The 12,344-nt window shown below is 71.9% G+C and carries 13 protein-coding genes; 7 read left to right on the top strand and 6 right to left on the bottom strand.

The annotated features are described in order from the left end of the window. Nucleotides 1-17: 17 nt before the first annotated feature. Nucleotides 18-689 carry a TetR family transcriptional regulator gene (locus P2424_RS02025; protein WP_276474085.1) on the bottom strand — a complete coding sequence of 224 codons (672 nt, stop codon included), beginning with the start codon at nucleotides 687-689 and terminating at the stop codon, nucleotides 18-20. Nucleotides 690-851: 162 nt separating this feature from the next. Between P2424_RS02025 and P2424_RS02020 the strand changes: the two genes are divergently transcribed. Further along, nucleotides 852-2,087 carry an acyl-CoA dehydrogenase family protein gene (locus tag P2424_RS02020; protein WP_276474084.1) on the top strand — a complete coding sequence of 412 codons (1,236 nt, stop codon included), beginning with the start codon at nucleotides 852-854 and terminating at the stop codon, nucleotides 2,085-2,087. 87 nt (nucleotides 2,088-2,174) lie between these two features. Here the strand turns inward: P2424_RS02020 and P2424_RS02015 are convergent, their stop codons facing one another. Further along, a complete protein-coding gene (locus P2424_RS02015; protein ID WP_276474083.1) occupies nucleotides 2,175-2,780 on the bottom strand; it encodes a LysE family translocator in 606 nt (201 codons plus the stop codon). Between the two features lie 28 nt (nucleotides 2,781-2,808). Between P2424_RS02015 and P2424_RS02010 the strand changes: the two genes are divergently transcribed. Further along, complete coding sequence (locus tag P2424_RS02010; RefSeq protein WP_276474082.1) at nucleotides 2,809-4,347, top strand: PLP-dependent aminotransferase family protein; 1,539 nt, start codon at nucleotides 2,809-2,811, stop codon at nucleotides 4,345-4,347. A gap of 4 nt (nucleotides 4,348-4,351) precedes the next feature. Here P2424_RS02010 and P2424_RS02005 read toward each other — a convergent pair whose 3' ends face one another. Next, on the bottom strand, nucleotides 4,352-4,744 hold the full coding sequence (locus P2424_RS02005; protein ID WP_276474081.1) for a VOC family protein: 393 nt from the start codon (nucleotides 4,742-4,744) through the stop codon (nucleotides 4,352-4,354). A gap of 44 nt (nucleotides 4,745-4,788) precedes the next feature. Here P2424_RS02005 and P2424_RS02000 point away from each other — a divergent pair, with 44 nt between their 5' ends. Further along, the gene (locus tag P2424_RS02000; protein ID WP_276474080.1) at nucleotides 4,789-5,340 is read left to right on the top strand and encodes an N-acetyltransferase; all 552 of its coding nucleotides are present in this window, start codon (nucleotides 4,789-4,791) and stop codon (nucleotides 5,338-5,340) included. Between the two features lie 61 nt (nucleotides 5,341-5,401). On the opposite strand, the gene P2424_RS01995 is transcribed toward P2424_RS02000, so the two are convergent. Further along, nucleotides 5,402-6,130, bottom strand: coding sequence for a glycerophosphodiester phosphodiesterase family protein (locus P2424_RS01995; protein ID WP_276478785.1), 729 nt, complete (start codon nucleotides 6,128-6,130; stop codon nucleotides 5,402-5,404). 314 nt (nucleotides 6,131-6,444) lie between these two features. Between P2424_RS01995 and P2424_RS01990 the strand changes: the two genes are divergently transcribed. The 4 genes from P2424_RS01990 (at nucleotide 6,445) to P2424_RS01975 (ending at nucleotide 10,452) form a co-directional block, all read left to right on the top strand. Then, a complete protein-coding gene (locus P2424_RS01990) occupies nucleotides 6,445-7,857 on the top strand; it encodes a DUF6421 family protein (protein WP_276474079.1) in 1,413 nt (470 codons plus the stop codon). A 53-nt stretch (nucleotides 7,858-7,910) separates the two neighbouring features. Then, complete coding sequence (locus tag P2424_RS01985; RefSeq protein ID WP_276474078.1) at nucleotides 7,911-8,693, top strand: SDR family NAD(P)-dependent oxidoreductase; 783 nt, start codon at nucleotides 7,911-7,913, stop codon at nucleotides 8,691-8,693. Continuing rightward, nucleotides 8,672-9,781, top strand: coding sequence for a low specificity L-threonine aldolase (locus P2424_RS01980; protein WP_276474077.1), 1,110 nt, complete (start codon nucleotides 8,672-8,674; stop codon nucleotides 9,779-9,781). The genes P2424_RS01985 and P2424_RS01980 overlap by 22 nt, the downstream gene beginning before the upstream one ends. An 89-nt stretch (nucleotides 9,782-9,870) precedes the next feature. Then, a complete protein-coding gene (locus tag P2424_RS01975; RefSeq protein WP_276474076.1) occupies nucleotides 9,871-10,452 on the top strand; it encodes a transglutaminase family protein in 582 nt (193 codons plus the stop codon). Here the strand turns inward: P2424_RS01975 and P2424_RS01970 are convergent. Both P2424_RS01970 and P2424_RS01965 read right to left on the bottom strand, forming a co-directional pair. Next, nucleotides 10,449-11,402, bottom strand: a complete 954-nt coding sequence (locus tag P2424_RS01970) for an IS481 family transposase (protein ID WP_276474075.1) — start codon at nucleotides 11,400-11,402, stop codon at nucleotides 10,449-10,451. The two genes, P2424_RS01975 and P2424_RS01970, sit on opposite strands and share 4 nt — an antisense overlap. 280 nt (nucleotides 11,403-11,682) lie before the next feature. Further along, nucleotides 11,683-12,261 carry an XRE family transcriptional regulator gene (locus tag P2424_RS01965; protein WP_276474074.1) on the bottom strand — a complete coding sequence of 193 codons (579 nt, stop codon included), beginning with the start codon at nucleotides 12,259-12,261 and terminating at the stop codon, nucleotides 11,683-11,685. Nucleotides 12,262-12,344 lie beyond the last annotated feature (83 nt).

Below are 12,344 nucleotides of genomic sequence, written 5' to 3'. Positions count from 1 at the left end.
GGGCCGTGTGGGTGCCGTCAGAACCGGGCGCTTCCCACCCGGTCGCCCGCCGCGGCCAGCCTCCCCCACAGCAGATCGGCCAGGTGCCGCACCAGCAGGGCCCGATCGCAGGGCTTCTCGCGCAGCCACCAGTCCCCGGCTGCGTGCATCATGCCGACGATGCCGTGCCCCCATACCCGGGCCACTTGCTCGCTCTCCGGGCCCAGGTCGAGCCGCTCGGCGATCACCTCGCCCAGTTCCTCGCCCAGTTGCCGTAGCAGCGGGGCCGAGTGCTGGCCCACGTCGAACCCTCGCTCGCCGCCGGATGAGCTCCCCTCGGCCGGATGCATCAGGAACCGGTAGACCTGGGGGTGTGCCTCGATGGCGGCCAGATAGGTGTCCAGGGTCGCCTCGACGCGCTCGCGCCGCTCCCGGGGCGCGTCGAGCGCGGCCCGCAGCGAGGTCAGCAGTGCTTCGGTGTGCCGGGAGGCGAGCGCGCGGTAGAGGCCGCCCTTGTCGCCGAAGTGCCGGTAGAGGATGGGCTTGGTGATGCCCGCCTCGGCGGCGATCGCGTTCATGGAAGCTCCGGGGCCTTCGCGGAGCACGACCCGCTCGGCGGCCTCCAGCAGCTCCCGGCGGCGCTGCCCGGTGTGCTCTGTCCGGGGGGCCCGGTCGGACCGGTCGGTCCGGTCTGTCGGTGTAGTCCCCATGGTGCTCATCCCCGCCCCTGTTCGCTGCTCCTGCCGCGCCGAAACGTAACACCCTCACGTGCACGGACGCGGTGGTGAGCCGGAGTTGACAGGTCCTACTCGCGGGTAACAGACTGCGGATTACCGATGGTAACTAACCTCTACAGGCGGAGGACCCCGACGATGGCCGAGACCGAGTTCGCCCTGGATCTCAACGACGACCAGAAGGAAGTCCGCGACTGGCTCCACGGATTCGCCGCCGACGTGATGCGTCCCGCGGCCGCCGAGTGGGACGAGCGCGAGGAGACCCCCTGGCCGATCATCCAGGAGGCGGCCAAGATCGGCCTCTACTCGCTCGACTTCTACGCCCAGCAGTACTTCGACCCCACCGGCCTCGGCATCCCGATGGCGATGGAGGAGCTGTTCTGGGGCGACGCGGGCATCGCGCTCTCCATCGTGGGCACCGGTCTCGCCGCGGTCGGCGTGCTCGCCAACGGCACCGAGGAGCAGATCGGAACCTGGGTGCCGCAGATGTACGGCGACGCCGCGGACGTGAAGGTCGCCGCCTTCTGCTCGTCCGAGCCGGACGCGGGGTCGGACGTGGCCGCCATGCGCACCCGCGCGAAGTACGACGAGGCCACCGACGAGTGGGTGCTCGACGGCACCAAGACCTGGGCGACCAACGGCGGCATCGCCAACGTCCACGTGGTGGTCGCCAGCGTCGACCCCGACCTCGGATCCAAGGGGCACGCCTCCTTCATCGTCCCGCCCGGCACCCCGGGACTCTCGCAGGGCCAGAAGTTCAAGAAGCACGGCATCCGCGCCTCGCACACCGCCGAAGTCGTCCTCGACGGCGTCCGGGTGCCCGGCCATTGCCTCCTCGGCGGCAAGGAGAAGCTCGACGAGCGCCTCGCCCGCGCCCGCGAGCGGGCCGGGAAGGGCGGCGGCGAGCGGGTCAAGAACGCGGCCATGGCCACCTTCGAGGCGTCCCGACCCGCCGTCGGCGCCATGGCGGTCGGCACCGCGCGCGCCGCCTACGAGGTCGCGCTCGACTACGCCAGGACACGCGAGCAGTTCGGCCGCCCGATCATCGACAACCAGGGCGTCGCCTTCCAGCTCGCCGACATGCGCACCGGCATCGACGCCGCCCGGCTTCTGGTGTGGCGCGCGTCCTGGATGGGGGTGACGGGCCGCAGGTTCGAGTCCGCCGAGGGCTCCATGTCCAAACTGTTCGCCAGCGAGACGGCCAAGAAGGTGACGGCGCAGGCCGTCCAGCTCCTCGGGGGCAACGGCTACACCCGCGAGTACCCGGTCGAGCGGATGCACCGGGACGCGGCCATCTATTCCATCTTCGAGGGCACCAGCGAGATCCAGCGCCTGGTCATCGCCCGCACCCTCGCGGGTATGCCGATCCGCTGACCCGCCGCCGTTCCGGCCCGCGGAGGAGCGGTGGGAGAGGTGGGCCCGGGCCCCGGCCGTGGTACGGAGACCGACCGCGGGAGACGGTCAGAAGAAGGCGAGGCGGGCGCCGAGCGCGGCGAACGCCCCGGCGAACGACCGGCGCAGCCACCGGACCACCCGGGGCCGGGAGATGACGTGGTCGCGCATGGCCGCGGCCGCCAGCCCGTAGCCGGCGAAGACCAGCAGCGTCAGCAGCATGAACACGCCGCTGAGTTCCGCCATGCGCCACGCCGGGTGCGGGTCGTCCTGCCGGACGAACTGCGGCAGGAAGGCCAGGAAGAACAGCGTCAGCTTCGGGTTGAGGCAGTTGAGCAGAACGGCCGACCCGATCACCCGGGACGCCGAGTGCGGAGCGCTCCCCGGCTCGTCCGGTGCGCTCAGCGTGCTGGTGTCCCGCAGTGCGCCCCACGCCATCCACAGCAGATAGGCCGCGCCCGCGTACTTGAGGACCTGGAAGGCCGCCGCACTGGTGTGCAGCAGTGCGGCCAGGCCGCAGAGCGTCGCCAGCGCCTGCGGCAGGATGCCGAGTGTGCAGCCCAGGGCCGCCACCAGGCTGGTCTGTCTGCCGTGCGTGAGCCCGGCGGCGACGGTGAACAGCACCCCTGTGCCCGGGGTCAGTACGACGACGAGTGCGGTCAGCAGAAACTCCATGCCTCGACCCTTCCGGCACAATGGGCCGGTGAACAGAGCCAAAGGATCTCCGGTCGACAGGACCGATGAGGCCGGGGAGTCCGCGGCCGGAAACGCCGGCGGCACACCGGCGGCCTCCGATTTCCTCCAGCTCAGCGTCGACGAGGCCCCGCGCGGCGGCCTGTCCGACTGGCTGGTCGGACAGATCAGACGTGCCATCGCCGACGGCCGACTGCCCACCGGCAGCCGGCTGCCGGCAACCCGAGTGCTGGCCGCCGACCTGAAGGTCTCGCGCGGCGTGGTGACCGAGTCCTACCGCCGGTTGGTCGAGGACGGACATGTGGTGGGCCGCGGCCGCTCGGGCACGGTGGTGGCCGCCACTCCGCTGAACGGCGCGCGCGGCCCCGCCGGGACCACCGGGCCCCGCCCGGTTGCCGGGATGTTCGACACCTCGCCGCGGGCCGACGTCTTCGACACCTTCCGCGCCGCGCCGGCGCGGATCGATCTGTCGCCGGGGCTCCCCGACCTCGCGGCGTTCCCCCGTACCGCCTGGCTGCGCGCCGAGCGAGCGGCGCTGGCCGAGGCGGCCGCCGGCACCCTCGGGTACGGGGACCCGCGCGGCGCCCCGGAACTGCGCCGCGCGGTCGCCGGGTGGCTGCGCGTCAACCGCGGTATCGCGGCCGCGCCCGAGGAGATCATCATCGTCGCCGGTACCGCGCAGGCCCTCGGTCTGGTGGCGCAGGTGCTGCGGGCCGAAGGCGTCGGCCGGCTCGCCGTCGAGGATCCCTCCTCCCTCGGGGCGCGTCAGCATCTGCACAGCTGGGGGCTGGAGACCCCGCCCGTTCCCGTGGACGGCGACGGCGTACGCGTCGACGCGCTCCGCGCCTCCGGGGTGTCCGCCGTCCTGCTGACGCCTGCGCACCAGTTCCCCACCGGCGTGGTGCTCGGCGGCGAGCGGCGGCGTGAACTGGTCCGCTGGGCGGGCGAAGGCGGCCTGGTCGTCGAGGACGACTACGACGCCGAACACCGCTACGACCGGGCTCCGGTGGCCGCGCTCGGTGCGCTGGCGCCGGAGCGGGTCTGCTACCTGGGCAGCGTCTCCAAACTCCTGGCACCCGCGCTCCGGGTCGGCTGGCTGCTGGCGCCCGCCCACCACCGCGCGGCGCTGACCGACGCCAAACGCTTCGCCGACCTCGGCAACGCCGTCCTGCCGCAGCTCGCACTCGCCAGGCTGATGGAGTCGGGAGCACTCGAACGCCATCTGCGGCTCGTCCGGCGCCGCCACCGGGCCCGTCGCGACGCGATGATCGCGGCTTTCCGGACCCACCTGCCCCAGGCCCGCGTGCACGGTGCCGCGGCGGGGCTGCATCTGACCGTCACCTTCCCGGCCGGTGTCGACGACACCGCGCTCGCCTCCCGTGCCCTCGCGCACGGTGTCAAGACCCAGCCGCTGTCCTGGCACACCCAGCGCCCCGGCCGCCCCGGCCTCGTCCTGGGCTACGCCGCGGCCACCCCCTCGGCCGTCGCCGAGGGCGTCGCGGTGCTCGCCGGGCTGCTGCCGTCCACCGGACCGACCCGCCGCTCCTGAGGGCTCAGATGCCGGGCCGGTAGCGCAGCGGGTGGTCGGCCGGGATCTGCACCAGGACCAGCCGGTGGCCGTCCGGGTCGGCGATCCACATCTCGATCAGGCCCCAGGGCTCCTGGACGGGCGGGCGCAGGATCTCCGCGCCCGCCGCGCGCAGCTCCTCGTGCGTCGCGGCCGCGTCGGCGACCTGGAGCCAGAGCCGGAGGGCGGGGGAGGGCGGCTCAGCGCTGCGCCCGGAGACCTCCAGAAAGCCGCCGCCCAGGAAGTAGACGGTGCCCCGCTCCGGTCCGGTGCCGAACTCACGGGCGATCTCCAGGCCGAGCGTCCGCCCGTAGAAGGCCCGCGACCTGTCCGGGTCGGTGGGCCGCAGCAGGACCCGGCTGCTCAGTGCATGCACCATGCCCGCACTCTAGTTCCCCGGTGCTCCGGATAGAGTCGGCAGACATGAGCGACACCGCACAGCAGGGCGAGCTGCCCCTGAACTTCCGGCGCGCCGCCGAGGCGGACATCCCGGCTCTGACCGCGCTCGTGGAGTCCGCCTACCGGGGTGAGGCGAGCCGGGCGGGCTGGACCACCGAGGCCGACCTGCTCGAGGGGCAGCGCACCGACCCGGAGGGTGTCGCCGCGGTCGTCCGCGACGCGAAGAGCATCCTGCTGGCCGTCGAGCGGGAGGGTGCTCTCGTCGCCTGCTGCCAGCTCGAACACCGTGGTGCGGAGGCGTACTTCGGCATGTTCGCCGTCAGCCCGCTGCTGCAGGGGGGTGGCGTCGGCCGCGCGGTCCTGGCCGAGGCGGAGCGGACGGTCCGCGCCGAGTGGGGCGCCGAGCGGATGCGGATGCAGGTGATCCGGCAGCGCGAGGAACTGATCGCCTGGTACGAGCGGCGCGGCTACCGGCGCACCGGCGAGCTGAGCCCCTTCCCCTACGGAGACGAGCGCTTCGGGCTGCCGCAACGGCCCGACCTGGCCTTCGAGCTGCTGGTCAAGCCGCTGGGGTGAATCCGCGCGCGGCCGCGGCCCCGGCGGGCCGGGACCGGCGCGCACCCGGCAGGACGCGAGGTCAGGAGACGGCGCCCTCGGACGCCGGATCCCCGTGCGGTCCGGGGCCGGGCGGGCGCCGGGCCGCCTGTCCGATCGCGGGCAGGTCGGTGACGACGCCGTCCAGCCTCAGCTCCCGGGCGCGGGCCAGTTCCGCCTCGGTGTTGACCGTCCAGCTGATGACCTGGATCCCGGCGGCATGCGCCCGCTCGACGATGTCCGGCTCCAGGTGCCGCAGCTCCAGCGAGACCATCCCCGCGCCCAGCTCCCGGGCGCGCTCCGGGGCCGTCGGCGAGGAGCGCCCGGCCACCAGCACCAGCGGGATCTGCGGCAGGTGCGCGCGGGTCTCGCGCAACGCCTCGGCGTGGAAGGAGATGACGGTCACCCGGTCGTGCAGATCCCGCTTGCTGATCGTCTCGGCGAGCACCCGTGCCGCGGCCCGGTCCTTGATCTCGGCCTGCAGCGGGCTGGACACCGCGTCCACGACCTCGTCGAAGACCGGCACCCGCTCGCCCCGCCCCGCGTTCAGCCGGCGCAGCTCGGCCAGGGTGAAGCCGCCGATCGGCCCGCTGCCGTCGGTGGTGCGGTCCACGTCCGCGTCGTGCATCACCACCAGCGCGCCGTCGCTGCTCAGATGCAGATCGAGTTCGAGGACGTCGAGCCCCTCGCGTTCGGCGCGTACGAAGGAGCGCAGCGTGTTCTCGGGCTCGACGCCCATCACCCCGCGGTGTCCGACGGTCAGCAGTGGCACGGCGCTCTCGCTTTCGGCGGGGACGGCGGTGGCCGCCACCCTAGGTCATGTCCGCAGGTCCGCGCGTCGGGTGCCCGGCGCAGCTCGCCCGCCGCGGCCACCGGCGCGGGCAGGGGGTTGGCTGCGGTCCGCATACTGCGCAGGGCGGGGGGGGGGGGGAACTGGGAAAGGCGGCGGCGTCACCGGCGCTACGCCGGAAAAATAACGGCCTACCCTGGGTTCGTACAGGATATTCTCCTGGATCCTCCCCTTGAGTGCGGACGCCCACCCGGATACGGTTCTCTTACGCGAGTTTCTCCTGTGGAGGGGTCAACATGACGGAAATTCTTTCGCCCGCGCCCGCACCAGGCGGTGTTTCGCCGTCCTCGGGCGGAGCTGCCGAAAGTGTGGCCGCGCACCCCGCCTGGTCGGTTCTCAAGGCCGCCGTGGAGGCTGTCCGGCCCGCCCAGTCCAAGGACGGCTCGATCGACTTCGATGCCGAGGGCGCTCCCGACCGTGCGGACGTCCGGGCCGAGCTGGACCGGGTGGTGGCCGCCGTGCAGGAGCTCTCCCCGCTCCTGCCGCACGACGCCGACTACCACCGCGCCCTCGTGGCCGACCTGCGCCGCTGGGCCGACGACGGCTTCGGCGTGCCCGACTTCCTCGACTCGCTGCTCGCCTTCCAGCCCGCGGCCGACCGCGCCGACGGCCTCCAGCACCTGGTCGTCTTTCCCATGTACACGCAGAACGGCAACCCGGACCGGAACCTGGAGGCGGTCGTCCTGCGCATGGTCTGGCCCGACTGGCTGGCCGAACTGGAGCGCACCCGCTACGACAACCCGCTCTTCTGCGGCATCACCTTCGAGGACTTCACCGCGGGTTACGACACGCACTCCGCCGTCCTCTTCCCGGAGACCATCGCCGTCCGCGAGGCGCCCGAGCGCTTCACCTGGGGCGGCATCTTCTGCGACCGCGAGGCGGCCCGCTTCCGCCGTGTCGTCGAGGCGGCCTGTGAGGTCACCAGCCTGGAGCTGCCCGAGGACGCCCGCGGCCTGCTGGCCGACCAGGAGCGCTGCCAGCAGACCTTCGTCCTGTGGGACATGGTGCACGACCGCACCCACAGCCACGGGGACCTGCCGTTCGACCCGTTCATGATCAAGCAGCGGCAGCCGTTCTGGATGTACGGCCTGGAGGAGCTGCGCTGCGACCTGACCGCCTTCCACGAGGCGGTCAAGCTCGAGGGCGACGGGCTGCCGCAGGGCCGGGACGTGCAGTACGCGGTCATCCTGGAGCGGCTCTTCCGCTTCCCGGTCACCGGAGCGCGCAAGCGCAACTACGACGGCCTCGGCGGGCAGCTCCTGTTCGCCTACCTCCACCAGCACGACGCGCTGCGCTGGCGGGACAACAAGCTGTCCATCGACTGGGACCTCGCCCGCCGGACCACCGTCGCGCTGCGCGAGGAGATCGAGGAGCTCTACCGCGCCGGTATCGACCGGCCCAAGATCGTCCACTGGTTCAAGGCGTACGAGCTGGTCTCCCGCTACCTGGCTCCGCACCCCGGCTCCACCTGGGCCAAGGGTCCCGACGCGCTGGATCTGACCCTTCCGCCGCGCAAGCTGGTCGACGAGGTGCTGCCCGACGAGTTTCCGCTCAGCATGTTCTACGAAGCCCTCGCGAAGAAGCTCCGCAGTGTGATCGCATCGACCGAGGGCATCACCGCGCACGGCCCGGTCCGGGCCGCCGCGTGAGCGGGTCGCCCCAGCGGCGCAGCGGTGGGCAGGAGCACGAGGAGGCGACGGAGATGACGGACAGCACGACACGGCGCGGGTACGAGGGGAACGGCGAGGGCAGCCTCCGGGGCCGGGTGGTCGCGGTCGCCGGGGCGGCCGGTCCCGCCGGGCAGGCGACGCTGCTGCGGCTCGCGGAAGAGGGCGCCACCGTCGTCGCCTGCGACGCGGACGCGGAGCGCCTCGCCCAGGCCGTGGACGCCGCGCGCTTCGCGCACGGGGGAGCCACCGTCACGGGCGACACCGTCAACCTGCTCAGCCTGGAGGAGACCCGGGCCTGGGCGGACAAGACGGAGAAGGAGTTCGGCCGGATCGACGGTTTGGTGCACCTGGTCGGGGGTTGGCGCGGCTCGGCCTCGTTCGCCGAGACCGACCTGTCCGACTGGGACACCCTGCACAACCTGCTCGTGCGCACCCTCCAGCACACCTCCCTGGCCTTCGAAGGTGCGCTCAAGCGCGCGGGTGACGGCCGGTTCCTGCTGATCAGCGCGCTGGGTGCCAGCAAGCCGACCGCCGGCAACGCCGCCTACGCCGCCTCCAAGGCCGCGGCCGAGGCGTGGACGCTGGCGCTCGGCGACTCCTTCCGCAAGGCCGGGGGCGAGAGCGGGCCGTCGGCGGCCGCTGTCATCCTGGTGGTCAAGGCGCTGGTGCACGACCAGATGCGGGCCGACCGGCCGAACGCGAAGTTCGCGGGCTTCACGGATGTCGAAGACCTTGCGAAGGCCGTCGCCGACACCTGGAACGAGCCCGCCGAAGAGCTGAACGGAACCCGCCTGTGGCTGACGCCCAACCCCTGAACCGATCCGGCCGCCCCGGGGAGTCGCCGGGCACCGACGCCAAGCGCCGTCACGACCCCAAGATCCGGGGTTTCGCCAGCGACAACTACGCGGGCGCGCACCCCGAGATCCTCGCGGCACTGGCGCTGGCCAACGGCGGACACCAGTCGGCCTACGGCGCCGACGACTACACCGAGCACCTCCAGAGCGTGGTACGCAGTCACTTCGGGCAGCGGGCCGAGGCGTTCCCGGTCTTCAACGGGACCGGCGCCAACGTCGTCGCGCTGCAGGCGGTGACCGACCGGTGGGGTGCGGTGATCTGCGCCGACACCGCGCACATCCACGTCGACGAGTGCGGGGCGCCGGAGCGGGTCGGCGGCCTCAAGCTGCTCACCGTACCGACGCAGGACGGCAAGCTGACGCCCGAGCTGATCGACCGGGAGGCATTCGGCTGGGACGACGAGCACCGGGCCATGCCGCAGGTGGTCTCCTTCGCCCAGAACACCGAACTGGGCACGCTCTACACCGTGGAGGAGATCCGTGCCCTGTGCGACCACGCACACGAGCGGGGCATGCTCGTCCACCTCGACGGGGCACGGATCGCCAACGCGGCGGCCGCGCTGGACGTCCCGATGCGCGCGTTCACGAACGCGGCGGGCGTGGACATCCTCTCCTTCGGCGGCACCAAGAACGGCATGCTCTTCGGCGAGGCCGTCGTGGTGCTGAATCCGGACGCGGTCCGCCATATGAAGCATCTGCGCAAGCTGTCGATGCAGCTCGCCTCCAAGATGCGCTTCATATCGGTGCAGTTGGAAGCCCTGCTCTCGGGCGACCTGTGGCTGCGCAACGCACGGCACTCCAACGCGATGGCCCAGCGCCTGGCGGCGGGTGTGCGCGAGGTGGCGGGGGTGGAGATCCGCTACCCGGTGCAGGCGAACGCCGTCTTCGCCCGGCTGCCGCACGAGGTGAGCGAACGTCTGCAGAAGCGGTACCGCTTCTACTTCTGGGACGAGGCGGTGGGCGAGGTGCGCTGGATGTGCTCGTTCGACACCACCCAGCAGGATGTGGACGGCTTCCTCGCCGCGCTCCGCGAGGAGCTGGGGCGCTAGAACACCGGATTCTCCGCCTGCTTGAATACTTATGCGGCCTGCCGTAATTGTATTGAGTTGCGGCGGGCCGCGCCGTACGCTGGCGCGGCATGAAGCTCACCCCCGTCACTGCTGACGAGTCCGCCTACCTCGCTGCCGACGACGTCGTCGACCACACCCATCCCCTCGTGCGGGAGACGGCGGCGCGACTGAGTTCCGGCACCGGCGGCGATGCGGCCGCGTACGCCAGAGCCGCCTACGAATTCGTCCGCGACATCATCCCGCACTCCGCCGACGTCGAGGACTGGCGGATCACCTGGCGGGCCTCGGACGTGCTCGCCCAGCGGATCGGCGTCTGCCACGCCAAGTCCCACGCCCTGGTCGCCCTGCTGCGTGCCGAGGGCGTCCCCGCAGGGTTCTGCTACCAGAAGCTGAACGTTCTCCACGGGCTGATCGCGGTGCGGCTCCCGGGCTCGCGGCACTGGGTGCGGCAGGACGCGCGGGGCAACAAGCCGGGAGTGAACGCCCAGTTCAGGCTGGACCGCGAACAGCTCGCCTTCCAGGCGTGGCCGGAGAAGGGGGAGTGCGACTATCCCGTGCTCTACGCCGCACCGCACCCGGTGGTGGTGCGGGCGTTGCGGCAGGCCACGGGTCCGGCGCGGCTGTGGCAGTTGCTGGACACGGCGCTCTAGCTGTATTGCTCTGTGAGGTTGGGGACGCGGCTGGCGGGTGGTTTGCCTGCGAGTGCGGTGTGTCCGCGGTGGTGATTGTAGGTGTGCAGCCACTGCGGGAACGCGTCGCGTCGTTCCTGTTCTGACCGGTAGGGGCGGGCGTAGGCCCATTCGTCGAGCAGGGTGCGGTTGAGGCGTTCGACCTTGCCGTTGGTCTGGGGCCGGTAGGGCCGGGTTCGCTTGTGGGTGATCCCGGCCGCTGCCAGTGTGTCGCGCCAGGTGTGGGACTTGTAGCAGGCGCCGTTGTCGGTCAGGACGCGTTCGACGGTGATGCCGACGCTGGTGAAGTAGGCGTGTGCCCGGGCCCAGAAGCCGGTGGCCGTGTCCTTCTTCTCGTCGGTGTGGATCTCGCTGTAGGCGAGGCGGGAGTGGTCGTCGACGGCGGTGTGGATGTAGCTGTAGCCGGCGTTCTTGCGGGTCTTGCGGCCGGCCTGGCGGCCGAGGACCTTGTGGCCGCCGCCGTCGGGGATGTTGCCCAGTTTCTTGATGTCGACGTGGACGAGCTCGCCGGGATGTTCGCGTTCGTAGCGGCGTATGACGCGGCCGGTCGCACGGTCCAGATGGGTCAGCCGGGCCAGCCCGAACCGCGTCAGCACGCGGTGCACGGTCTGGGGCACGAGGTCCAGCAGGTGCGCGATGCGGGCCGGGCCCCACCGGCGCAGGAGGCGGACCTTGATGATCCTTCGCTCGGTCCGTGTCGGCGTCCGCCGCGGGCTGTGACGGGGACGCGAGGAGCGGTCGGTCATCCCGGCCTCGCCCAGCAGCCGGTAGCGCTCAGCCCACCGCTGAGCCGTGGTCGGCGAGACCTGGAAGCGTTCGGCAGCCCGCCGGAGCGGCCAGCCGTCCTCGACCACGCAACGGGCCAGACGCAGACGTCCGGTCTCGGTCAGGGGTGCATTACGGTGGGGCACGAGGGCCTTTCTGGTCGGTGTAGACGTCGCAATCCACACCGAACCCGGAAGGCCCTCACCCGTTCAAGATCCCTCAGCCGAGACCTGCATCACCCGTCCACAACCTCCCGAGACAGAACATCTAGCCCCGGCGGGGCGGGCCCCCGCCGGGAGGAAGCCGCGGGCGTCCGCCGCCGGTCCGCCCGCGGTCTCCTGCCGGCGACTTACCCCTACGAGAGCCCTACAAGGCCCCTACGAGCCCTGCGAGCGCCGTCCGGGCGGACGCACGACGGGACTCCCGTCAGCGGCGCGGGGTACGGAGGTGGATGCGTTCCCCCTGCTTTCCGAAGAGGCTGAGCACTTCGACGTCCCCGCGTCCGGCGGCGCCGAACCAGTGCGGAATCCGGCAGTCGAACTCGGCCGCTTCGCCCGCTCCCGCGACGAAATCCTGGTCGCCCAGCCGGACGCGGAGCTGCCCGCGGAGCACGTAGAGCCACTCGTGGCCCGCGTGGGTCCGCAGATGGGGCTGAGCGTCGTGCGCGGGGATGGTCATCTTGTAGGCGCGGGGTTCTCCCTGCTGCCGTGACAGCGGGATCAGCACCCGGCCGTCCTTCTTGGTGGGCTGCTGCGGCACCCGCGGGTCGAGTATCCGGGGCGCTGCCACGACCTCGTCGAGCGGGATACCGAGCGCACCGGTGATCGGCAGGAGCAGTTCGAGGCTCGGCTTGCGCTGCGCGGACTCCAGCCGCGAGAGCGTGCTCGTCGAGATGCCGGTGGCGCGCGCCAGGTCGGCCAGGCTGACGCCCTTCTTCTGGCGGGCGCGTCGCAGCCGGGGAGCGATCTGCTCGAGCACGGCACCGACGCTCGGTTGCTGGTCCATGGCCGCAGTCAAACCAATGTGTCCCGGAATCGGCAAGAGACTTTGTCGAAAGTGGAACGCCCTCCCGACCCTGGCGGTGGAGG

The sequence above is a fragment of the Streptomyces sp. WMMB303 genome (genome assembly GCF_029351045.1).
Taxonomy (GTDB): Bacteria; Actinomycetota; Actinomycetes; order Streptomycetales; family Streptomycetaceae; genus Streptomyces.
The sequence above is the reverse complement of the archived record's forward strand: the minus strand, read 5'-3'. Positions and strand labels throughout refer to the sequence as shown.